The 23,162-nt window shown below is 62.5% G+C and carries 21 protein-coding genes and 2 tRNA genes; 18 read left to right on the top strand and 5 right to left on the bottom strand.

The features are described 5' to 3' along the window. Window positions 1-56 precede the first annotated feature (56 nt). The 8 genes from MK6180000_RS04345 (at window position 57) to hisA (ending at window position 8,758) form a co-directional block, all read left to right on the top strand. The gene (locus MK6180000_RS04345) at window positions 57-3,497 is read left to right on the top strand and encodes a pyruvate carboxylase (protein ID WP_138933624.1); all 3,441 of its coding nucleotides are present in this window, start codon (window positions 57-59) and stop codon (window positions 3,495-3,497) included. Window positions 3,498-3,504: 7 nt separating this feature from the next. Continuing rightward, window positions 3,505-4,296, top strand: a complete 792-nt coding sequence (locus MK6180000_RS04340; protein WP_138933623.1) for a phosphodiesterase — start codon at window positions 3,505-3,507, stop codon at window positions 4,294-4,296. A gap of 151 nt (window positions 4,297-4,447) precedes the next feature. After that, a tRNA-Gly gene (locus MK6180000_RS04335) sits at window positions 4,448-4,522 on the top strand. 224 nt (window positions 4,523-4,746) lie between these two features. Beyond that, window positions 4,747-5,706: a DNA cytosine methyltransferase gene (locus tag MK6180000_RS04330; RefSeq protein WP_138933622.1), complete on the top strand. Its 960-nt coding sequence runs from the start codon at window positions 4,747-4,749 to the stop codon at window positions 5,704-5,706. A gap of 53 nt (window positions 5,707-5,759) precedes the next feature. Then, a complete protein-coding gene (locus tag MK6180000_RS04325) occupies window positions 5,760-6,665 on the top strand; it encodes a NaeI family type II restriction endonuclease (RefSeq protein WP_138933621.1) in 906 nt (301 codons plus the stop codon). A 99-nt stretch (window positions 6,666-6,764) separates the two neighbouring features. Further along, window positions 6,765-7,352, top strand: coding sequence for an imidazoleglycerol-phosphate dehydratase HisB (hisB, locus tag MK6180000_RS04320; RefSeq protein WP_138933620.1), 588 nt, complete (start codon window positions 6,765-6,767; stop codon window positions 7,350-7,352). A gap of 19 nt (window positions 7,353-7,371) precedes the next feature. Further along, the gene (gene hisH, locus MK6180000_RS04315; RefSeq protein WP_138933619.1) at window positions 7,372-8,010 is read left to right on the top strand and encodes an imidazole glycerol phosphate synthase subunit HisH; all 639 of its coding nucleotides are present in this window, start codon (window positions 7,372-7,374) and stop codon (window positions 8,008-8,010) included. 28 nt (window positions 8,011-8,038) lie between these two features. Further along, a complete protein-coding gene (gene hisA / locus MK6180000_RS04310) occupies window positions 8,039-8,758 on the top strand; it encodes a 1-(5-phosphoribosyl)-5-[(5-phosphoribosylamino)methylideneamino]imidazole-4-carboxamide isomerase (RefSeq protein ID WP_138933618.1) in 720 nt (239 codons plus the stop codon). A gap of 2 nt (window positions 8,759-8,760) precedes the next feature. On the opposite strand, the gene MK6180000_RS04305 is transcribed toward hisA, so the two are convergent. Next, window positions 8,761-9,216, bottom strand: a complete 456-nt coding sequence (locus MK6180000_RS04305; protein ID WP_138933617.1) for a DUF302 domain-containing protein — start codon at window positions 9,214-9,216, stop codon at window positions 8,761-8,763. A 97-nt stretch (window positions 9,217-9,313) separates the two neighbouring features. Between MK6180000_RS04305 and hisF the strand changes: the two genes are divergently transcribed. From hisF to MK6180000_RS04285, 4 genes are read left to right on the top strand one after another with little or no spacing between them, the layout of a single operon-like run. Continuing rightward, a complete protein-coding gene (gene hisF, locus MK6180000_RS04300; protein WP_138933616.1) occupies window positions 9,314-10,078 on the top strand; it encodes an imidazole glycerol phosphate synthase subunit HisF in 765 nt (254 codons plus the stop codon). Then, window positions 10,075-10,407, top strand: coding sequence for a phosphoribosyl-ATP diphosphatase (locus MK6180000_RS04295; RefSeq protein ID WP_138933615.1), 333 nt, complete (start codon window positions 10,075-10,077; stop codon window positions 10,405-10,407). Before hisF ends, MK6180000_RS04295 begins: the two co-directional genes overlap by 4 nt. Window position 10,408: 1 nt before the next feature. After that, window positions 10,409-10,699, top strand: coding sequence for a Dabb family protein (locus MK6180000_RS04290; RefSeq protein WP_138933614.1), 291 nt, complete (start codon window positions 10,409-10,411; stop codon window positions 10,697-10,699). A gap of 60 nt (window positions 10,700-10,759) precedes the next feature. After that, window positions 10,760-11,740 carry a hypothetical protein gene (locus MK6180000_RS04285; protein ID WP_138933613.1) on the top strand — a complete coding sequence of 327 codons (981 nt, stop codon included), beginning with the start codon at window positions 10,760-10,762 and terminating at the stop codon, window positions 11,738-11,740. Between the two features lie 9 nt (window positions 11,741-11,749). On the opposite strand, the gene MK6180000_RS04280 is transcribed toward MK6180000_RS04285, so the two are convergent. The 3 genes from MK6180000_RS04280 to rlmB form a co-directional block, all read right to left on the bottom strand. After that, on the bottom strand, window positions 11,750-12,163 hold the full coding sequence (locus MK6180000_RS04280) for a CoA-binding protein (RefSeq protein ID WP_138933612.1): 414 nt from the start codon (window positions 12,161-12,163) through the stop codon (window positions 11,750-11,752). Window positions 12,164-12,384: 221 nt separating this feature from the next. Beyond that, entirely contained in the window at window positions 12,385-12,708 is a 324-nt protein-coding gene (locus MK6180000_RS04275; RefSeq protein WP_138933611.1) for a hypothetical protein, read from the bottom strand. A gap of 29 nt (window positions 12,709-12,737) precedes the next feature. Beyond that, window positions 12,738-13,520: a 23S rRNA (guanosine(2251)-2'-O)-methyltransferase RlmB gene (rlmB, locus tag MK6180000_RS04270; protein WP_138933610.1), complete on the bottom strand. Its 783-nt coding sequence runs from the start codon at window positions 13,518-13,520 to the stop codon at window positions 12,738-12,740. Between the two features lie 174 nt (window positions 13,521-13,694). Here rlmB and MK6180000_RS20250 point away from each other — a divergent pair. The 5 genes from MK6180000_RS20250 (at window position 13,695) to MK6180000_RS04250 (ending at window position 21,285) form a co-directional block, all read left to right on the top strand. After that, window positions 13,695-13,778 (top strand) — tRNA-Tyr (locus MK6180000_RS20250). A gap of 113 nt (window positions 13,779-13,891) precedes the next feature. Next, complete coding sequence (locus tag MK6180000_RS04265; protein WP_138936331.1) at window positions 13,892-14,902, top strand: hypothetical protein; 1,011 nt, start codon at window positions 13,892-13,894, stop codon at window positions 14,900-14,902. Window positions 14,903-15,000: 98 nt separating this feature from the next. After that, window positions 15,001-16,278: an O-acetylhomoserine aminocarboxypropyltransferase/cysteine synthase family protein gene (locus tag MK6180000_RS04260; protein WP_138933609.1), complete on the top strand. Its 1,278-nt coding sequence runs from the start codon at window positions 15,001-15,003 to the stop codon at window positions 16,276-16,278. Window positions 16,279-16,411: 133 nt separating this feature from the next. Continuing rightward, the gene (locus MK6180000_RS04255) at window positions 16,412-19,117 is read left to right on the top strand and encodes a hypothetical protein (RefSeq protein ID WP_138933608.1); all 2,706 of its coding nucleotides are present in this window, start codon (window positions 16,412-16,414) and stop codon (window positions 19,115-19,117) included. A gap of 263 nt (window positions 19,118-19,380) precedes the next feature. After that, a complete protein-coding gene (locus tag MK6180000_RS04250) occupies window positions 19,381-21,285 on the top strand; it encodes a cation:proton antiporter domain-containing protein (RefSeq protein WP_138933607.1) in 1,905 nt (634 codons plus the stop codon). Here MK6180000_RS04250 and cobT read toward each other — a convergent pair. After that, window positions 21,282-22,310, bottom strand: a complete 1,029-nt coding sequence (gene cobT / locus MK6180000_RS04245) for a nicotinate-nucleotide--dimethylbenzimidazole phosphoribosyltransferase (protein WP_138933606.1) — start codon at window positions 22,308-22,310, stop codon at window positions 21,282-21,284. The genes MK6180000_RS04250 and cobT overlap by 4 nt on opposite strands. An 81-nt stretch (window positions 22,311-22,391) precedes the next feature. Here cobT and cobS point away from each other — a divergent pair, with 81 nt between their 5' ends. Beyond that, on the top strand, window positions 22,392-23,147 hold the full coding sequence (gene cobS / locus MK6180000_RS04240) for an adenosylcobinamide-GDP ribazoletransferase (RefSeq protein ID WP_138933605.1): 756 nt from the start codon (window positions 22,392-22,394) through the stop codon (window positions 23,145-23,147). Window positions 23,148-23,162: the final 15 nt, after the last annotated feature.

Raw genomic sequence — 23,162 nt, 5'->3', positions numbered from 1 at the left:
GCACTGTGCGGCAACGCCAGCGACAGCCGGCCCAAAAATTCTAAAAAGGGGACGCCATGACCGAGTTCAAGAAAATCCTGATCGCAAATCGCGGTGAGATTGCTATTCGCATCATGCGCGCCGCCAATGAAATGGGCAAACGTACGGTCGCGGTTTTTGCCGAAGAAGATAAGCTGGGCCTTCACCGTTTCAAAGCAGATGAGGCGTACCGGATCGGCGCCGGTCTGGGCCCTGTCGCCGCGTATCTCAGCATTGACGAGATCATCCGCGTCGCCAAAGAAAGCGGCGCAGACGCGATCCACCCAGGCTATGGTTTGTTAAGCGAAAACCCCGATTTCGTCGATGCCTGCGTTGCGGCAAACATCACCTTTATCGGCCCGCAGGCAAAAACCATGCGCCAGTTGGGTGACAAGGCCAGCGCGCGCCGCGTTGCCATCGAGGCGGGCGTGCCCGTGATCCCCGCGACTGAGGTGCTGGGCGACGACATGGACAAGGTCCGCGCCGAGGCCGCCGAGGTCGGCTATCCCCTGATGCTTAAGGCGTCATGGGGCGGCGGCGGTCGCGGGATGCGTCCCATTCACGGACCTGACGAATTGCAGGAAAAGGTGCTGGAGGGCCGCCGCGAGGCCGAGGCAGCATTCGGCAATGGCGAGGGGTATCTGGAGAAGATGATCCTGCGCGCGCGGCACGTAGAGGTGCAGATCCTCGGCGACAAACATGGCGGCATGTACCACCTTTTTGAGCGCGATTGCAGCGTCCAGCGCCGCAACCAAAAGGTTGTGGAGCGCGCCCCCGCCCCGTATCTGACCGACGCCCAGCGCGCTGAGGTCTGCGATCTGGGGTACAAAATCTGCAAGCATGTTGGCTATGAGTGCGCCGGCACGGTCGAATTCCTGATGGACATAGACACGGAGCAATTCTTTTTCATCGAGGTCAATCCGCGCGTTCAGGTCGAGCATACGGTGACCGAAGAGGTTACTGGCATCGACATCGTTCAGGCCCAGATCAAAATCGCAGAGGGCAAGACGCTGGCCGAGGCAACGCGCAAGAACAGCCAAGACGAGATCCACCTGCATGGCCATGCCCTGCAAACGCGCATCACGACCGAAGACCCGCAGAACAGCTTTATCCCCGATTACGGCCGCATCACCGCGTATCGCAGCGCCACTGGCATGGGTATCCGCCTTGACGGCGGCACGGCCTATGCGGGCGGTGTCATTACCCGCTTTTATGATAGTCTGTTGGTTAAGGTGACCGCCCACGCCCAAACGCCCGAGGCCGCAATCGCCCGCATGGACCGCGCGCTGCGCGAGTTTCGCATTAGGGGTGTCAGCACCAATATTGCCTTCGTCGAAAACCTGCTGAAGCACCCCACATTCCTCGACAACACCTACACCACCACCTTTATCGACAACACGCCCGAGCTGTTTAATTTCCGCTCGCGCCGGGATCGCGGGACAAAGGTGCTGACCTACATCGCCGATATCACCGTAAACGGGCATCCTGAGACCAAGGACCGCCCGCGCCCCCGCACTGGGCTCAAGGACCCGCGCCCTCCCGTGCCGCGCGGAACGCCCCAGCCAGGCACGCGCAACCTGTTGGAGGATAAAGGTCCGCAGGCCGTGGCTGACTGGATGAAGGCGCAGAAACAGCTGCTGATCACCGACACGGCCATGCGCGACGGACACCAGTCGTTGCTGGCGACGCGTATGCGCAGCCGCGACATGATCCGCGTCGCGCCCGCCTATGCCGCGCATCTGCCACAGCTCTTCTCGGTCGAGTGTTGGGGCGGCGCGACCTTTGACGTCGCCTACCGATATTTGCAGGAATGCCCTTGGCAGCGCCTCCGCGATCTTCGCGCGCGGTTGCCCAACGTGATGACGCAAATGCTGCTGCGTGCGTCGAACGGCGTTGGCTATACCAACTATCCCGATAACGTGGTGCAGGAATTTGTGCGTCAGGCGGCAAAAACGGGCGTGGACGTCTTTCGCGTGTTCGACTCGCTGAACTGGGTGGAAAACATGCGCGTCGCAATGGATGCGGTGATCGCGTCGGGCAAGGTCTGCGAAGGCAGCATTTGCTACACTGGCGACATTCTGAACCCAGACCGCGCGAAATACGACCTGAAGTACTATGTCGGCATGGCCCGCGATCTGGAGGCAGCAGGCGCGCATGTGCTGGGCCTCAAGGACATGGCCGGCCTCTTGAAGCCCGCTGCCGCGCGCGTGCTGATCCGCGCACTAAAGGACGAGGTTGGCCTGCCGATCCACTTCCACACACACGACACTGCTGGCATCGCCTGCGCCACTATCTTGGCCGCATCGGATGCCGGCGTTGATGCCGTCGATTGCGCGATGGACGCACTGTCGGGCAACACCAGCCAGGCCACCCTCGGCTCGGTCGTTGAGGCGCTGGCCCATACCGAGCGGGACACAGGCATCGACATTGGCGCAGTGCGCGAAATCTCGGATTACTGGGATACCGTACGCGCGCAGTATGCCGCGTTCGAATCGTCGATGCAGGCGCCCTCGTCCGAGGTGTATCTGCACGAGATGCCCGGCGGTCAGTTTACCAATCTCAAGGCACAAGCACGCTCCATGGGCCTTGAGGATCGCTGGCCCGAGGTGGCGCAAACCTACGCCGATGTGAATGCCATGTTCGGCGATATCGTCAAGGTCACGCCCTCGTCCAAGGTGGTGGGTGATATGGCGCTGATGATGGTATCCCAGGGCCTGACACGGGCCGAGGTCGAAGACCCCGCGCATGACCTGTCTTTTCCCGACTCGGTGATAGACATGCTGCGCGGCAATCTGGGCCAGCCTCCCGGCGGCTTCCCGCCAGCGCTGACCGCCAAGGCGCTTAAGGGCGAGACACCCAATACCGACCGGCCCGGCGCGAATATGCCCCCTGTTGATCTGGACGCCGCCCGCGCAGAGCTGAGCGCGCTGCTGGAGGGCCGCCGCGTCGACGACGAGGATCTGAATGGATACCTGATGTATCCCAAGGTCTTCCTCGATTATATGGGCCGCCACCGCATCTATGGGCCGGTCCGCACGCTGCCCACGCGCACGTTCTTTTACGGGATGGAGCCGGGCGACGAAATCACAGCCGAAATCGACCCCGGCAAGACCCTGGAGATCCGCCTGCAAGCGGTCGGCGAAACCGGGGATGACGGCGAGGTCAAAGTGTTCTTTGAGTTGAACGGCCAGCCCCGCGTGGTGCGCGTACCCAACCGCGCGGCAAAGGCGACAACGGCCGCCCGGCCCAAGGCTGAACTGGGCAATCCCTGCCACATCGGCGCCCCGATGCCCGGCGTCGTCGCCAGTATCTCTGCGACAGTGGGCGTCAAGATCAATACTGGCGATCTACTGCTGACCATCGAGGCGATGAAGATGGAGACGGGCCTGCACGCCGAGCGCGCCGGAACGGTCAAGGCAGTTCACGCCGCCCCCGGCAGCCAAATCGACGCCAAGGATCTGCTGATCGAACTGGAGTAGCGCCATCATGCGCAAGATATTGGTCTTTACCGATCTGCATTATGTCGAGGACGGCAAGCTGATCGGTCACTTAGATCCGGATGCACGCTTCCGCGCCGGACTGGCGCATGCATTGGCGCAATTCCCGGATGCCGAGCGCATTGTAATCGCCGGCGATCTGGCCCATCGCGGTAGCCATGCCGAATACGTCCGACTGCGCGGCGCGCTGGATGGATGCCCGGTTCCGGTGCATCTGATGCTGGGCAATCACGACGCGCGCGGCCCCTTCCGGGATACGTTTCCGGACGCTCCGGTCACGCCAGAGGGCCATGTACAACAAGTGATCGACATCGGCGATACCCGTCTGATCCTGCTGGATACAGTCGACGAGGGCCATCATGGCGGTATCTTATGCGACGCGCGCCTTGCGTGGCTGGATGCCGCACTGGCCAGCGCGGAGGGGCGGCGCACCGTCGTCTTTACTCACCATCCGCCGATGTCCGTTGGCTTTGCCGCGATGGACGCGATCGGACTGGCAAACCGAACCGAATTCCTCGCGCTACTGCGCCGCCGCGCCAGCACCTGCCAAATCGTATCGGGGCATGTGCATAGGACCGTTTCGGGTAACGCGGGCGGCATCGCGGCCTGCGTCTTCAAAAGTCCCTGCCACCAATCGCCCATCATGCGCCCCGGTATGGACGAGCATGTGTCGATAGACGAGCCGGGCGCATACGGCATCCTCTATCTGAGCGATGAGGGCGTCGTGGTACACTCCGAGGACTTCGGCGTGCCGGGGCGGCGCGAGCTGAGTTATGTGTGACGACACATTCCTCTTGGGGGATTTGTACCCCCAAAGTCCCAGCGTATTCTCACCAAGTTAAAACCGGCGGCATGTGCGAAATTAATTTGAAGCGTGCAAAATTTGCTCTTGCGGCCCCGGCGGGGAATTTGTAACTACCGCTTCATCAGGTGCGGGCGTAGCTCAGGGGTAGAGCATAACCTTGCCAAGGTTAGGGTCGAGAGTTCGAATCTCTTCGCCCGCTCCAGAAAAAACCGAAACCCCACGGTTTACCAGACAAGGCCGCCTTCGGGCGGCCTTTGTGTTTTCGGGGTATGCGCGTCCAGCGCGCCGAGCGATACGTTGCCTCTTGGGCTTGTCCGATTTGCCTCGCGCCGCTAAGAACGTCACAAGAACATTTGCGCAATGACGAGTCGCCTGTTGATCGGGCCGCCTACAACGCGTTCTATGTGTGAAAAGAGGGCGGGCCAAATGCTGACATCCGTAGAACTATGCGCCGGCGCCGGCGGTCAGGCTCTCGGGCTGGAAAAGGCAGGCTTTGCCCACTCCGCACTGGTCGAGATCGACAAGCATTGCTGCAATACACTGCGCCATAACAGGCCCGAATGGAACGTGCTGGAGGAGGATATCCGCCTCTTTAAGGAGCGTGCGGCAGACTACGCCGGAATGGATTTGTTGGCCGGCGGCCTGCCCTGCCCGCCCTTTTCGGTCGCAGGCAAGCAACTGGGCGAGCAGGACGAGCGCAATCTCTTTAACGACGCCATCGACATCATTGACGCTGCGCGCCCCCGCGCCGTCATGATCGAAAACGTCCGCGGCTTTCTGGATGCGGTGTTCCACGACTACCGCGAACGGCTCAAGACGCAACTGGACAAGCTGGGATACAGTACCGATTGGCGCCTGCTGAACGCATCCGACTACGGCGTTCCGCAACTGCGCCCGCGCGTCGTGATCGTCGCAGTGCAAAAGGCGCGCGCCGATTTCTTTGACTGGCCCGAGCCAAACCCGCACAACCCGCCCACAGTAGGCGCCACCCTGCACGACCTGATGGCCGAGCGAGGCTGGCGCGGCGCCGAAGATTGGGCCGCCAAGGCCGACGAGATTGCACCGACCATCGTCGGCGGCTCGAAAAAGCACGGCGGCCCGGATCTGGGCCCAACCCGAGCGCGCGCGGCATGGGCGACACTGGGCGTCGAAGGGCGCACGATCGCGCCTGAGGCACCCGACGCCTTTCATAATGGCATGCCCCGCCTAACCGTCCCGATGGTGGCACGCATTCAAGGGTTTCCAGACGATTGGCATTTCACAGGCGCCAAGACGAACGCTTACCGGCAGGTCGGCAACGCGTTTCCGCCCCCTGTCGCGCAGGCAGTATCGACGCAGATCGCCAAGGCGCTGCGCAAGCGGATGTTGCGCGCGGTTAGTGCCTAGGCCTCCCTCAATCGCAGACTTTTAAGGGCCGACACACTCGCGGGGCGGTGCAAATGAAAAGAAACATCCCCGACAGCACCGTCAGTCTTGGGCATCCAGATTACGCTACGCTCACCCCCATCGCGGATGAGATCACACGCCGCGCGAGCGGTTCAGACGCTCTCGCCGCGAAGTTTTCGGCCATGCTGCGGCAGTGCATCGACGATGTGATCATGACGCCGAAGACGGGGCGGCGATCCTACGACGATCTGGAGAAAACTGAAAAAACTTATATCGGAACGCGGGTCGAGATTGAGCTGCGCGCGATGCTGCGACTGCCCAAGGGCCGGCTAGATACCGTGATCCTGGGCCATGACGTCGATATTAAAAACACGATGGGCAGCAATTGGATGATCCCAACCGAGGCCGTGAATCACCCCTGCATTCTGGTGGCGGCCGACGAGGTGCGCGCGAAATGCTATCTGGGCCTGATCGTGGCACGGCCCGAGTACCTGACACTAAGCCAGAACAAAGATGCAAAGAAAAGTATTTCTGCGCAGGGGTTTGCCAATATCCTGTGGCTGCTGCTACACCATCCCTACCCGCATAACTTCTGGCGAACCGTGCCACCCGATGCCATCGACCGGATATTTTCCGGCGCGTCCGGCAACTTGCGCATGGCGGCCCTATTTCGCGAAGTGCAGCGCAGGCCGATTACCCGCGACGTAGTGGAGGCGGTCGCGCAGCAGCAGGACTTCATGCGCCGCATCCGGTCTGACAACGGCAGAGGCACCCGCGATCATCTGGCGCGCGAGGGGATATTGCTGCTATCGGGTCAGTACGATGCGCCGTTGATTGCCGCGCTTAGCCTGCCAAAATGTTCCGGCAGCGCGTTCATCTCGTGTCGGCCCGCATCGCAGACGCAGGTCGATTTGGCGGCGGAGCACGGGATTACGCTAAACCCACCGCCCCACAGCTAAGCGCCGAACGCGCATTTTGTGCCACGATGCCCCCGCAGCCCTTGGCGGGAGGCTGCGTTCTGCGTATAAGCCCCGCAAACCCTAAGGGAGCATAGCGAGATGCGCAGCGCCACCGTCACCCGCAAGACAGCCGAGACCGATATCAGCGCGACCATCGCGCTGGACGGCACGGGCACCTATGACAACCGCACCGGCGTGGGGTTCTTCGACCACATGTTGGACCAGCTGGCGCGCCACGCATTGATCGACATGACCGTGACTTGCACTGGCGATCTGCACATCGACGATCACCACACCGTCGAAGATGTCGGCATCGCGCTAGGCCAAGCGCTTGGGCAGGCGCTGGGTGACAAGCGCGGCATCCGGCGATATGGAGCGTGCCTTTTGCCGATGGACGACGCGCTGGTCCGCGCCGCGCTTGACCTTAGCGGGCGGCCTTATCTGGTGTGGAACATGGACTTGCCGACAGCTAGGGTCGGCACATTCGATACAGAATTAGTGCGCGAGTTTTTTCAAGCGTTTTCAACGCATTCAGGTATGACACTTCATGTTGATGCCTTGCACGGCATTAACAGCCACCACATGGCCGAGGCCGCGTTCAAGGCCGTCGCACGCGCCCTGCGCGAAGCGGTCGAGACTGACCCCCGCAAGGCAGACGCGATCCCGTCGACCAAGGGAACGCTCTAGCAGTATGCGGCCAAAGTCCATGCAAACAGTGATCGTCGATTACGAGAGCGGCAATCTGCACTCAGCCGAGAAGGCATTTCAACGTATGGCCCGCGAGGGCAATGCGGGCGAGGTGATCGTTACCTCGGACCCCGACACCGTGCGCCGCGCCGACCGGATCGTACTGCCCGGCGATGGCGCGTTTGCCGCCTGCCGGGCCGAACTTTATGACCATCGCGGCCTCTTTGAGGCGATGCGCGAGGCGGTGATCGACAACGCGCGCCCCTTCATGGGGATTTGCATTGGGATGCAGATGCTGGCCACCCGCGGGCTTGAGCATGGCGAGACAGACGGCTTTGACTGGATCGGCGGCACGGTGGGGCCTATCGCGCCCACTGATAAGACGCTGAAAGTTCCGCATATGGGCTGGAACGATCTAGTACTGGACCGCCCGCATCCCGTATTTGAGGGGATTGAGACGGGCCAGCACGCCTATTTCGTCCACTCCTACCAGTTTAATGTCGATGACCCCGCTCATCTGCTGGCCCATGCGGATTATGGCGGCGCGGTCACCGCTGTCGTGGGCCGAGACAATCTGATCGGCACGCAGTTTCATCCTGAGAAAAGTCAGGAAACCGGGCTGCGCATGATCGCGAACTTCCTGCGATGGACGCCCTGATACACATTACAAGTCAATAGGTTAGAACATGATCCTCTACCCCGCCATCGACCTAAAGGACGGCCAAGCCGTGCGCCTGCTGCGCGGCGAAATGGATGCCGCCACCGTCTTTAACGACGATCCGGCGGCGCAGGCCGAGGCATTCGTTGCGGCGGGCTGCGAGTGGCTGCATCTGGTGGATCTAAACGGCGCATTTGCCGGAACCCCCGTCAACGCGGCCCCGGTCGAAGAGATCCTGAAACGCTGCAAGGTTCCCGCGCAGCTCGGCGGCGGCATCCGCGACATGGCGACGATCGAGGGCTGGCTATCCAAGGGTCTGCAGCGCGTCATCCTTGGGACCGTTGCTGTCGAAAACCCCGCGCTGGTGCGCGAGGCTGCACGCGCCTTTCCCGGACAAGTCGCTGTGGGAATTGATGCGCGCAATGGCCGCGTCGCGACCAAAGGCTGGGCCGAAGAGACGGAGGTGATGGTGACCGATCTGGCCCGCAGCTTTGAAGATGCGGGCGTCGCCGCGATCATTTACACCGATATTGAGCGCGACGGCGCGATGCAGGGCCCGAATATTGAGGCGACTGCCGCGCTGGCAAATGCGGTCAGCATCCCCGTCATCGCCTCTGGCGGGGTCAGCTCGCTTGCCGACCTTATTGCGCTGCGTGACTGCGGCGCAAAGCTGAATGGCGCAATCTCTGGCCGAGCGCTTTATGATGGCGCGCTCGACCTGCGAGAGGCTCTGAAGGCGCTCGCCTGACGCTACATGCCCGATGCTTTGCCGGTCAGCTTCTTGAGCGCGCCAGTCATTTTGGTGAGGTATTCCGCATCAGGCGCAACACCGCCGAGGTCGGCCATCGAATGCGCAGGTTCCTCATAAGCCAGCCAGACCTGACCGCCGCCATCGCGGTAAACCAGCACCCTTAATGGCAAATACAGCCCGGCCAGCGGATCGTCCTGCATGGCGGGCGTGCCCAATTTGGGATTGCCAAAGATCAGCAGCTGCGCTGGAGCCAGCTCCATCCCCACCTCTTCGGCGCCGCCTGCGTGATCGACGCGGGCGAAAACAGTTGCCCCCGCGCCCGTAACTGCCGCCTCCAGCGCGTCCATAGTGGTGGCGACATCGCCTGCCGCTTTTAGCTGAGTGACGCCGCCGCTTCCGGCCATTGCGCCCGTTCCGATCAGCGCCATTGCCGCCGCTATGATAAGTCTTTTCATCCGTTTCGCTCCGTATATTAATTCCCGACCTATCCTCTGGCATATCGCGCCGTTTGCCCATAAACAATCGCGTGACGACGAAAGGCCCGGCCAAGACATGTTGAAAACCCGCATCATCCCCTGTCTAGACGTGGCCGATGGCCGCGTGGTTAAGGGCGTGAACTTTGTCGATCTGGTCGACGCGGGCGACCCTGTGGATGCTGCCCGCGCCTATGACGCCGCCGGCGCTGACGAGCTTTGTTTCCTAGACATCACCGCCACGCACGAGAACCGCGGCACCATGTTCGACGTGGTCCGCCGTACCGCCGAGCAGTGCTATATCCCGCTGACCGTGGGCGGCGGCGTGCGCACCCCTGCTGACGTGCGCGCCCTGCTGCTGGCGGGCGCCGACAAGGTCAGCTTCAACTCCGCAGCAGTCGCAAATCCGGACGTGGTGCGCGAGGCATCCGATCAGTTTGGCAGCCAGTGCATCGTGGTGGCTATCGACGCCAAGACGGTATCGCCCGGCAAGTGGGAGATTTTCACCCATGGTGGACGCCGCGAGACGGGCATCGACGCGGTGGAATTTGCCCAGCTTGTCGCCAGCAACGGCGCGGGCGAGATTCTGCTGACCTCGATGGACCGCGACGGCACGCGCGCGGGCTTTAACCTGGCCCTGACGCGCGCGATCTCGGACGCGGTAGACGTTCCGGTCATCGCCTCGGGCGGGGTCGGCACGCTGGATCATCTGGTCGCCGGTGTGCGCGAGGGCGGCGCTAGCGCCGTGCTGGCCGCGTCTATATTTCACTTCGGCGAGTTCACCATAGGCGAGGCCAAGGCCCATATGCAGGCTGCAGGCATACCGATGAGGATGGGACTATGACGCTGGACGATCTGGCCGCCACCATCGCCGCCCGCGCAGGCGCCAGTGCCCAGGATAGCTGGACCGCCAAGCTACTGGCCAAAGGCCCGGAGAAATGCGCCGAGAAGTTCGGTGAGGAGGCTATCGAGGCCATCATCGAGGCCGTCAAAGGCGACACTGCCGCGCTGACCAGTGAGGCGGCAGATGTGCTGTTTCACCTGCTGGTCATGCTGCAATCGCGCGGCGTCGCCCTAGCTGACGTTATGGCCGAGTTGGAGCGCCGTAAATCGCAGTCGGGCATCGCTGAAAAAGCGGCGCGCACCCCTAGCCAGACACCGAAAGAGGGCTGACATGATCCGTCACACTGTATTCTTCTCGGCCGCCGACGGCCAATCCGTCGAGGACGTTCGCAATGGCCTGATGATGCTGGCAGATATCCCGCACGCGGACCATTTCGAGGTGGGCCGCAATCTGCAAGCCGATACGATCAGCGCCGAGGTGCCCGATCTGATCGTCTATGCCGAGTTCGAGGATGAGGCGGCGTTGGCCGCATTCAAGGCGCATCCGACTTATGCGGCCTGCACTGCCCGCGTGCGCCCCATGCGCGAGATGCGAATTGCTGCTGATTTTGAGGCGGGATAAACATTAACCTAGCGGTATATCGCCATAACATCGCCGGATTTTCCTGAGAATTCCTAGACGATGAAACGCTTCGCTTTCACCCGCTTTGCCGCAATTACCTTTGGGCTCTTTGCGCTCGTCGCCGCTATTGCCGCAGTCCCCGTGGCGCTGGAGCGCACGGGCAACATCGCTGCCGTTAGCGCCCTTTTCGGCATGATTGCGGTGTCAGCGGTTGCTGGCGCGTTACTCTTGCCCGGCCGCGCCACCATCGCAATGCTGCGCCGGACTGCTATCCGCACCGGAACCGGTCCCCTGATCACTGCCTGCGCGCTAGTCATGCCGATCCCGATGATCGTCAACTTACTTTCTGGGCTGGTGCCTTATTGGCTTGGCCTGAGCGTCACGGGCTGCTTTCTGGCGGCGTTCGTCTTTCCGGCGCGTTTTTATCGCGACGTTGTGGACGCCCCTAATCCAAACATAACCAGTCACGAAGCGGGTATGCTGATGGGGCGAAAAATTAGGGAAAACCGGCTTTTCTTCTGGCTGTTCACTACGGCGGGCGTGCTTCTCTTCGCATCACTCGTGGCCTACGTCATTGCACCTCAGTCGCTACCCTCAGCAGCATGGCGATCACTTGGTGGAACGATCGCGATGCTGCTCGCCTTCGTCACAACTACGACGATCATGTTGCCGTTCTTTCAAGTCACTCCCAAGGGCGCGCGGGCCAGAACATGGCCTGGACTATCGGTGCTGGCCGGGTTTGCTCTACTGATGGGGATTGCCGGATACCGTGCGATCCTGCTTGACGTAACACCGGCAATCGCAGCCAGAATGGTGGGTGAAGACGTGACGCGCAGTTACCAGATCCTGAGTGTGGAGCCGCGATATCACCAAAAGTTTTGCTCTGCCAGAATACGTCTGATGACCGAAACAGGCCCGTTCGAGCTGTGCAACGTTCCCGCCGAGGCGCTGGATGATCTGGCACAGGAAAATCAGATGACAATCGCCGGAAAGGCAACGTGGTTCGGCCTATACGGGCACAAGTATCGCATACCGGACTGATAGCGGCTCTCACCCTATCAGGCGCGGACGCTCTATCGCGGGGCAGCGGTCCATCACTACGTCGACGCCGCGCGCGCGGGCGACCTCGGCCGCCTCGTCATGCACCACGCCAATCTGCATCCAGATGGTTTGCAGGTCCGGGAACGTGGCCAGCGCCTCGTCCACGATGGCGGGGACATGTTCCGGCCTGCGGAATATGTCGATCATGTCGATGTCGCCGTCGATATCGGCAAGCGATGCGGCCACCTTCTGCCCTAGCAGCGTCTGCCCTGCGAGGCCCGGATTGACAGGGACCACGTCATACCCCGCATTTAGCAGGAACCGCATGACACCGTGGCTGGGCCGGGCGGGATTGGCCGATGCGCCGACCAGCGCGATACGGCGCGTGCGCTGCAAAATCAGGGTCATCAACTGGTCAGTCATGGCAATCTCCGTTGCAGCCTTTGCATAAAAAAGCGCCCGAAGTGTGGACCTCGGGCGCAGTCACGGAACGAGGGACAGTGTAAGAAAGCACCGAAGTTCCGGTTCGGCGCCTCTACGGTATAATCTAGGCGGCGTTCGCCAGTATGAAAGGGGCGATCATCATCCTGTGATGAGCCTGTGACTTTTTGTAGCATATCAGGGCGCGCGGGATATAGGAGCAGCTAGTCGAATATATCCTCAACAACGTCCCAAATCTCCTCCAGCGCCTCGCGTAGAAAGGGTTTGCGTCGTCTGCGGCGTCCGCCCTGGCGATTGCTACCCGGCGCGTCGCGGCCTGTATCGTAGGGATGCGGCGCGGGCTTCGGGCGCGATTTTGGCTTTGGACCGGCTCGCTCGGCGGCGCGGGCCTGAGCGGCGCACGGCATCGCTTTCATCTCGTGCAATGGCGCGCCGCAGGCCGCGCAGGACAACTCATGACGGCCTGTCCCGCGCAGGACCAAAGTCGTGCGTTTACCGCAGTAACAACAGGTCGCGATTTTACGCATTTTACCTCCGGCCTCGGACTACGCCGGGGTCAGCCCCGCGCTTGGCTGGCATATAAGGCCACCGCTGCCGCATTCGAGACGTTGAGCGAACCAAAGGCGCCAAAATACGGAATCTTAACTAGAATGTCGCAGGTTTCGCGCGTTTTTTGGCGCAATCCCGGCCCTTCGGCGCCCAGCACCAGCGCAACTGGCCGGTCCATGCGGCCCTCCAGTGCCTGCTCAATGGTCTGCTCGGCCTCGCCGTCGAGGCCCAGCGCCAGATAGCCCATTTTTTGCAACTGCTGGATGGCGTCGGCCAGATTGCGCACCTGCTTGTAGGGCTGCCGCTCCAGCGCGCCACTGGCGGTTTTGGCCAATGCGCCCGTCTCAGGCGCCGAATGGTGGCGCGGCGCAATAACGGCGCAGGCACCAAACACCTCGGCCGAGCGCAGGATCGCCCCAACGTTATGCGGATCGGTTACGCGGTCCAGCAAGATGATGCGCGGCGGGCGGTCGCCGCCGCCCAGCGCCAGCGACTCCAGGTCGCCCCAGTCCAGCGGTTTTACCTCTAGCGCCGCGCCCTGATGGACCGATCCGGGGTCGAGCGGGGCCGAGAATTTGCGCGGCTCCACCTCCTCAGGCGTCATGCCAGACGCTGCGATCGCGTCCTCCAGCTTGTTCCGGGCGTTCAGGGTCACAATCAGGTTCAGCTTCTCGCGGGCCGGGTTCAGCAACGCGTCGCGTACCGCATGCAGGCCAAACAGCCACACGGTCTGCGCGTCTGACGCACGCTTGGCCTGTTCCTTTTCGACCACCCATTTCGGTTTCTTCATGGCGCACCGCCCCCTTTGCCTGAACGCCGCAGAATGAGGCCTGCCCTGTCTGCGCGCAAGGCGATTTCCCCAGCTACGTGCGCGGGCGTTTCCAGCGGCCATTTTCCGGTTGACGCCTCACGGGCGCGCTAGTACTCAGCCGACCACGTCAGACGCACTTGCGACTGGCCAAGTGGGCGACAGGCCGCAAGGTGTGGCAGGGGACTGTAACTCCCTCGCGGAGACGCACGCCAGGTTCGATTCCTGGGTCGCCCACCATTTTCCAGCACCTGTAGACTCTTTTAAGCAAAGCTGGCGCAATTTGGCGCATGTTTCCCTTCTGGAAACAATCGGCGCGCCCTATAGTGACTGAAAAAAGCCGCAAGAGCAGGATGAATATGGCCGGGCAGCCCGAGACACCCCAGAATTTCAACGTGATGATCGTGGCCCAAGGCGGGCGCCTGCAGTACGAGGCGCTGCTATTTTGCCTTAGCCTGCGCAGTTATTGTCCCGATTTCGCCGGCCGTCTGCTGGTGGCCGAACCGCAGCCGGGTCCGATGTGGAATGACGATCCGCGCATCCGCGCCGCCGACGTGCGCGCGATGCTGCAAGAGCTGGGCGCCGAGATAATCCCGTTCGAAAACCGCCATTTTGGCCAAAACTACCCCTACGGCAACAAGATCGAGGCTCTGGCCGCGATGCCCGAGGGCGAGCCTTTCGTTTTCTTTGACACCGACACACTGATCACCGGCGATCTGGCCGCCGTGCCGTTCGACTTTTCGCGTCCCAGCGCTTCGCTGCGCCGCGAGGGGACTTGGCCCAAGCCTGAGCTGTACGGCCCCGGCTACGGTGCGATCTGGAAATCGCTTTATGACAAATTCGGGCTGGACTACGACAGCTCTCTCGATTTGTCGCAGCCGGATGAATACTGGAAGCGCTATCTCTATTTCAACGCCGGGTTTTTCTACTACGACTGCCCCCGAGTCTTTGGCCGCAGGTTCTTGGATTATGCGCTGGCGATCCGCGACGACGCCCCCGACGAGTTGATCTGCCAAGAGCTGGATCCGTGGCTGGATCAGGTCGCGCTGCCCTTGGTCATAAGCTCGCTCGGCGGCGGGCGCGATACGCTGGCAGAGGGCTATCTGGACGGCGCCGTCAGTTGCCACTATCGCCTGCTTCCGTTGTTATATGCGCGCGAAGGCGATCATGTGGTCGACGCATTGCACCACATTACCGCACATAATCGGGTGAAAAAGGTGCTAAAGGAATACGATCCAATCAAGCGCATGGTCTATCAGGGGCGCGGCATGAAGGTGCGCGACCTCTTTGATCAAAGCGACCTGCCGAGGCGCGAACAGGCGATCCGCAACACGATCAAGCGCAACGGGTTTTGGATGCGGTAGCAAGCAGCGCCTAGCCCACCTATCGCATCAGCGTTGCCCAAGCCCCGCGCATCGCCTACAAATCCGCCAATGCGTATTTTTAGCAAAGGGCACGCCTCATGACACTCGGCTTTGAGACACAGCAAGTTCACGCGGGCAACCGCCCCGATCCAGCCACCGGCGCGCGGCAGGTGCCGATCTACCAGACCACGGCCTATCAATTCCGCGACGCCGAACATGCGGCCAAGCTCTTTAACCTCCAAGAGGTCGGCTATATTTATTCGCGTCTGACCAATCCCACGGTTGCCGCGCTGCAGGAACGCGTCGCGACGCTAGAGGGCGGCGCTGGCGCCGTCTGCTGCTCGTCCGGGCACGCGGCGCAGATCATGGCGCTTTTCCCCCTGATGGGACCGGGCAAAAATGTGGTCGTTTCCACGCGCCTTTATGGCGGGTCGATCACGCAGTTCAGCCAGACTATCAAGCGGTTCGGCTGGTCGGCCAAGTTTGTCGATATCGACGATATGGATGCGATCACAAACGCCATCGACGATGACACCCGCGCGATATTCTGTGAGTCCATCGCCAATCCCGGCGGGCATATTGCTGATCTGCGCGCCGTCGCGGATGTCGCCGATAAGGCCGGCGTGCCGCTGATCGTGGATAACACGACCGCCACCCCCTATCTGTGCCGCCCGTTCGAGCATGGCGCGTCGTTGGTCGTTCACTCGCTGACCAAGTACCTGACCGGCAATGGCACCGTCACCGGCGGTTGCGTTGTGGATTCCGGCACTTTTGACTGGTCCGCCTCGGACAAGTTTCCGTCGCTGTCGGCGCCTGAGCCCGCGTATCACGGGATGAAATTTCACGAGACGTTTGGCGCGCTGGCCTTTACGTTTCACAGTATTGCCATCGGCCTGCGCGATCTGGGTATGACGCTGAACCCGCAGGCGGCACATTACACGCTGATGGGCATCGAAACCCTGAGCTTGCGGATGGAGCGTCACTGCGAAAATGCGCAAAAGATCGCTGAATGGCTGGAAGGCCATGATGCCGTCACTGCCGTCACATATGCTGGCCTCGAAAGCTCGCCCTACAAGGCGCGCATGGCGCAGGTTTGCCCCAAGGGCGCAAGCGGGCTGTTCACCATTGCGCTGAAGGCCGGATATGACGGCTGCGTCAAGTTTGTCGACGCGCTGGAGCTGTTCAGCCACGTCGCAAATCTGGGCGATACCCGCAGCCTCGTGATCCACCCCGCCTCAACCACGCACCGCCAACTAAGCGCTGAGCAGCTTACCGCGTCGGGTGCCGGCCCCGAAGTGGTGCGCATCTCAATCGGAATCGAGACGGCGGCCGATCTGATCGCTGATCTGGATCAGGCATTGGCAAAGGCGGGCTGACCGCAACGACCCGCCCTCTGCCACGATGGCCGGAAGGCGGGCTTTTCCTTCCACTCGGCAGGAAGCTGCTATAGAATTGGCGCGAAGTCGGGCCAGACTCCCGCCCCCGCCCTTTGAGTGCTAGAGACGTGTGATGAAACCGAATTTTGCCCTGATATTGTCAGCCGATAGCGTCTGCCTGCTGCACCGGACCTTTTCGGGTTGGGCGCGCGTCGGCGATGTGGCCTTTGATACGCCCGATCTGGATGCATCACTGGCGCAGTTAAAGGGCCGTGCCAGCCACCTGCCCGGCGATCGCAGCTGCAAACTGGTTTTGCCCGAAGATCAGATCAAATACCTGACTGTCAAAGCTGGCGGTGATCCCGATGATACCGTTCGCGCCGCGCTGGATGGCGCGACGCCCTACGCGGTGGATGAGCTAGAATATGACTGGACGGCCGAAGGCGGCGAGATCCGTATCGCGGCCGTGGCGCTGGAAACGCTGGCCGAGGCCGAGAGTTTTGCCGTGCAGCACGGGTTCGAGCCGGTCAGCTTCGCCGCGATCCCCAGCGGCACAGAGTTCGTCGGCGAGCCGTTCTTTGGCGTGACCAAATGGGCTGGCACCGCGCTGCCCAAAGGCGCAGCTATTGAGCGGGACGATACCCCTACCCGCATCACTGCCGATGCGCAGCCACCTCAGCCTCGCGATGATGTCGCAGGCGGCCCTGCGGCCCCCGTCGCCGCAGCCGCCACCCGCGCCGTGGCCGAGGCTGGCCCCGCACCAAAGATTGAGCCCGCGAAAAAGAGCGCTCCGGCGCCGGAGACCGCCCCAAAGACAACTGCCCCGGTGCAGCCGCCTGCCGCAAAAGACGTTAAGTCATCGCCTCAACCTGCTGTTATAAAAACAGATAATCCTAAACCCCCTTTACCAGAAAATGCGCCTAGCCCAGCGCCTGCTTCCTTCACCTCCATCCGTGCCAGCCGCACTGGCGCCGGCGCCGGAGCGCCGCCTGTTGCAGCGCCGTCTCGGCTTAGCCAGATTGGCGGGGCAGCTACGTCCCCCGCGACCGGCGCCGCGCCGCCGCTGCCCAGTCCGGCCAGCGACGATGTAACCGATCCCGCGCGAATTGCGGAACTGGCCGCCAGCCTCCAGCCCGACCCCAAGGCCCGGCTGGACCAATCCGCCGCCGATCAGGGCAATGCCAACGACGCCCCGCGCAGCGAAATGCCCGGCCTTTTCGTGCGGAGCACAGCGAACAAGGATAGGGCTGTGCAAGCCGCCGCCGCCAAAGGCCCTGCTTTGCGCCACGAGGATGAAAAGCAGCGTATGACCGTCTTTGGTGCCCGCCAGAGCGCAGTGCGTGGCAAGCCGCGCTTTCTGGGTCTGATACTGACGGCGATCTTGTTACTCTTCTTGGTGGGCGTCGCCGCTTGGGCCTCGGTCTTTCTGGAGGATGGGCTGGCGCGGTTCTTTCGCGGCGGCGACGATATTCAGCTCGCGGATGTACCCGCCGCCGATGAGGCCGACGATGTCGCCGCGCAAGATCCGGCAAGCAGCGGTATTGCGCCATTGCCCGAAGGCGACGCACCGCGCATCGCCTCATTGCCGCGTGATACCGCCCCCCGGCCCGAGGTCGAGGCCCTGCCTAACCGCCCCTCGCCGCTCGCCCCCAGCGAGGCGATGGCCCGCTATGCTGCGACAGGCATATGGCAGATGGCCCCCGCCGCGCCGGAGATTCCCGGTGCGGGCGCGCCCGTCGACGACATTTATCAAGTCTCCATTGATCCCAGCGTAAGCTTTGGCGCGCTGGCCAGCCTGCCGCGCCGCCAGCCTGACGGCCGCGACACCCGACCCGAAAAACCGGCCGATCCGCCTCTCGCCGGGGTGCGCTTTGACTTTGACGCGCTCGGCTTTGTCCGTGCAACGCCCGAGGGTGCGATGACGCCAGAGGGCGTCCGCGTTGTTGCGGGCCTGCCCCCTCTGACGCCGCCGGCCGACATGGCGCAGACCGTGACCGTGACCGTTACGGCGACCACTGGCAGCACCGCAGACGGCGAACAGGTCCCAATCGTAGCGCCCGTCGGCGACCCGGCTTTGGCGGCGGTTCGGCCCCGCGTGCGCCCCCAAACCGCCCTATCCGGTAACGAGGCAGTTACCGAGCAGGAGGATCAGAGCGCCCCGCAGCAGGACGACGAGACGCAACTGACCCCGACCGAAAGTGAGACGCGCGCGGCGAATGCCGCGAGCACCGCAGCGTTCGTCGGCAATCCATCGCTTGCCGCGTTGCGTCCTCGGCCGCGCCCGGCGTCGGCGGTAGGTGCCGCTACGATTCAAACGGCGGCTGTCAGCGACGCAGCCACCCTCGCGGCAGGTGCAACGCTGAACGGCGCGTTAGTCAGCGCAGCCCAAGCCGGCGCGCAGATCGCAGACGACGCCGAGGAGCCAGAAACGCTGGACGACTCGGCGTTCGACAGCGCGACCCCGCAGGCGGTGACCGCATCTCTCACGCCCCTTCGCCGTCCTGGCGATTTTGAGACGATCGTCAAACGGACCCGCGCCCAAGCGGCCGCGACCCCGGTTCCGGCCACACAACAGATCCAGCCCGCGCTGCCGACGCGCGCATCTGTCGCCAATCAGGCAACCGAAAAGAACGTGCTGAACCTTCGCGAGGTAAATCTGATTGGCGTCTATGGCTCAACTGCTAGTCGGCGCGCCTTGGTGCGCCTTGGCAATGGGCGCTACAAAAAAGTGCGCGTCGGCGATACGCTAGACGGGGGCCAAGTCGCCGCCATCGGCAACAGCGAATTACACTACGTCAAGCGGGGGCGTAACGTGGTGCTTAAGATGCCGCAAGGCTGAGAATTCGCCTCCTCCGCCCGTGGCATTATGACGTAAAATTCAACGTTTCGAGCCTATCCTCTGCAAAATTCCCCCACAAACCCCTAATCAGACCCCCTTGGGCGTTGCGACATTTCGATCTAACTCTATGCTTGGTCGAACGTCGCCTTCCAGGGGCCGCACGCGCCACGGCGTCCATGTGCGCCCTTCATAATTCATTTTGGGATCTGCCACCGGACCATTTCGGACCGGTCGCACCGATCCCCCCAAAGGATACCCCCCGGATGGAAGGCTTCCTCTATCAGGCCTCGATATACCTCGCTGCAGCAGTGATCGCGGTACCCATCGCCGCGCGCCTCGGACTTGGGTCGGTGCTGGGTTATTTGGCGGCGGGCATCCTGATCGGGCCGCTTCTGGGCCTTGTCGGCCAAGAGACTGCGGAGCTACAGCATTTCGCCGAATTTGGCGTTGTTATGATGCTATTCCTGATCGGGCTAGAATTGGAGCCGCGCGCGCTTTGGGATATGCGCCACCGCCTTCTGGGGCTTGGTGGAATGCAGGTATTGCTGACCACGCTCATCATAATGGTCGGTGTTATGGCGCTGGGATACGACTGGAGCGTCGCGCTGGCCGTGGGCCTGATATTCGCGCTGTCATCGACTGCCATCGTGCTGCAAACCCTGTCGGAAAAGGGTCTGATGCAGACCAAAGGCGGCCGCTCGGCCTTTTCCGTGCTGTTGACGCAGGACATCTCGGTCATTCCGATGCTGGCACTATTGCCACTTCTGGCGATGCGGCAGACGCCCGATACCGTGCTGGACGAGGTGCTGCATCGCCGGATGGGCACCGCGATTGAAGGGGCGATGAGCGGTCATCCCGATGTTGGGCTGTCGCTGGTGGCGGGCCTTCCGGGCTGGGGGGTGACATTGGTCACGCTGGCCGTCGTGGGCGGCGTGATCCTGACCGGCGTCTACCTGACCCGGCCCGTGTTTCGCTACATCCATGCGGCCAACCTGCGCGAGATGTTTACTGCGTTGGCACTGCTGATCGTTTGCGGCATCAGCTTCATCATGTATCTGATCGGCCTGTCGCCTGCCCTTGGCGCGTTCCTCGCCGGAGTGGTTCTGGCCAACAGCGAGTTTCGGCACGAGTTGGAGAGCGATATTCAACCGTTCAAGGGCCTGCTGCTGGGCCTGTTTTTCATCACCGTGGGCGCGGGCATTAACTTCGCCCTGCTTTTTGGCGCGCCGTTCCTCGTGCTGGGCCTTGCGCTGATGGTAATCGTACTGAAGGGCGCAGTGCTTTACATCCTTGGCCGCGTGTTCGAATTGCGCGGGCGCGATTTGTGGCTCTTTACGCTGTCGCTGGCGCAGGCAGGCGAATTTGGCTTTGTGCTGATTTCCTTTTCTGGGCAGCAAAATGTCGTGCCATCCGACATGACAGAAATGTTGCTGCTGATCGTGGCCATGTCGATGCTGATCACGCCCCTGCTGTTTATTTTCTACGACTGGCTGTCTAACCGGATGGAGGAGGCTGGCGAGGATATGGAAGATGACGATGTGGACGAACAGGCCCGCATCATCATCGTTGGCATCGGGCGGTTTGGCCAGATCGTCAACCGGCTGGTACGCTCCTCGGGGTACGAGACGGTCGTGCTGGATCACGATCTCGGCGCGATCCAGCGGATGCGCCGCTTTGGCGTCAAAGGCTTCTTTGGCGATCCGACCCGGCCCGAGATGCTACATGCCGCCGGCCTAAAGGACGCGCGCGTGCTGGTTGCGGCTCTGGACGATCCCGATGCCGCGGTGCGCCTCGTCGCGTTTGCGCGGCGCGAACGGCCAGATCTACACATCATCGCACGCGCCCGCGACCGCAATCACGTGTTCCGACTCTATCAGGCGGGCGCTGACGATATCGTGCGCGAAATGTTTGACGCGTCCCTTCGCGCCGGGCGCTACGTTCTGGAAAACATGGGCGTTTCCGAATTCGAGGCGGCAGAGTTGGAGAACATGTTCTATCACCACGATCGCCATTCCGTGCGCGAACTGGCCTCTCTGTGGGACCCGGACGTGCCAACCATCGAGAATGAGAAGTACATCGCCCGCGCCCGCGAGCTGGAGGACGAGCTGGAGACGATGCTGCTGTCCCAGCTAGAAGAATCTGCGGACACGTCCAAAAAGAGCGCTTAGCCCTCTGCCCCGGCTCCCGCGACGCCCGCCTCCTGAAACGTCGCCATGCCGGAATGACAGGCCAGCGCCCCCTGCACGATAGCGATCGCCAGCGCCGCACCGGACCCTTCGCCAAGCCGCATGCCCAGCGACAAGATCGGGGTTTTGCCCAAAAGTTGCAGCAATTTGGGGTGTGCAGCCTCGGCGCTGACATGGCCCGCGACGCAGTGGTCCAGTGCATCCGGCGCCTCTGCCATCAGGCACGCGGCGGCTGCACAGCAGATAAACCCATCGAGGATGACAGGGATACGCAAATGCCGCGCCCGCAGGATCGCGCCGGCCATTGCTGCCAACTCGCGCCCGCCGAGGCATCGCAGCACCTCAAGCGGGATACGGCGGATACCCTCGTGGCAGCGCACGCCATCGGCCACCACACGCGCCTTGACGGCCAGCGCATCGCCGCTGACACCTGTGCCGCTCCCTGTCCAATCCACCGCCTGCCCGCCGAAAAGGGCCGTTGTAACCGCCGAGGCGGAGGTGGTGTTCCCAATTCCCATCTCGCCCACCACCAACAGATCAGTGCTGGCATCGACAGCCTGCCAACCTGCCTGCATTGCGGCGAGGAATTCGGCCTCGTCCATTGCGGGGTCAACTGTAAAATCGCGCGTCGGGCGGTCCAGCTCCAGCGCATGCACGTCCAAGCGCGCGCCGAACTGCCGCGCCAGCTGATTAATCGCCGCGCCGCCTGCCTTGAAGTTTGCCACCATCTGCGCCGTAACTTCGGGCGGAAATGCCGACACGCCCTGCACAGTTACGCCGTGGTTGCCCGCAAAGACGATGATCTGAGGCGCCGTCACCTCTGCGCGGGCGTCCCCGCGCCAGCCGCAATACCATACAGCGATATCCTCAAGTCGGCCCAGCGCGCCCGGCGGTTTGGTCAGGGCCGCGTCGCGCGCGCGCGCGGCGTCCTCGGTCGCGGTATCAGGCGCGGGGCCACTACGCACCAGTGCCGCCAACTGCTCCATCGTGCTAAAACCCGCGTCCATGACGCACCCCCGTTGCAACTGCGTTCCGCCCCGGTGTATCGCAAGAGCGAGCTATCCCTGCACCTCAAAAGGCCCAGTCTCATGCGTAAAAACGACGCTCTGCCCCGTTATTTCGATGACCTGCGCGCCGCGCTATTGCTACTCAGCCGCTTGCCTCTGCCGCAGGGGCCGCATCGCGGCGCGGAGGCGGCGTGGGCCTATCCGCTGGCGGGTGCGATCATTGGCGCACTCGCAGGGCTGATCGGTTTGGTTGCGCTCTGGTGGGGGCTGCCCTCAGCGCTGGCCGCGCTGGCCGCGCTGACGGCCCAGGTGATCATAACAGGCGCGATGCACGAGGACGCGATTGCTGACACCGCCGATGGCCTCTGGGGCGGTTGGACCTGCGCGCGGCGGCTAGAGATTATGAAGGACAGCCACATCGGCGCTTTTGGGGTAATTGCCCTGATCCTGTCGTTGATGGCACGGTGGGCGGCGTTTTGGCTTCTGTTTCAGATAGGTGGCGGCTGGGCATGGGCGGCGATTATCACTGCGGCTGCGGTATCGCGCGCGGTGATGCCTGCCGTAATGTGCGCGCTTCCCCATGCGCGCGGCGCGGGCTTGTCGCACGCCACCGGGCGTCCCGACGCACGCACCTGCGCGGTTGCGGCGGGCCTCGCCATGGTGGTCGCGCTGGCTTTTATCGGTTGGTCGGCCTTTGGCATCGTATTCTGGGCGGCCCTTACCACGGTCGCCATCGCTTGGATCGCCAAGCGCAAGGTTGGTGGACAAACCGGCGATATCCTGGGCGCGGCGCAGCAGATGGCCGAAATCGCCGTGCTCCTGTCGATCATCGTCTAACATATAGCCACGAAA

Source organism: Roseovarius arcticus, assembly GCF_006125015.1.
Lineage (GTDB): Bacteria > Pseudomonadota > Alphaproteobacteria > Rhodobacterales > Rhodobacteraceae > Roseovarius > Roseovarius arcticus.
Note: the sequence above shows the minus strand (reverse complement) of the source record. Positions and strands in the feature narration are given on the sequence as shown.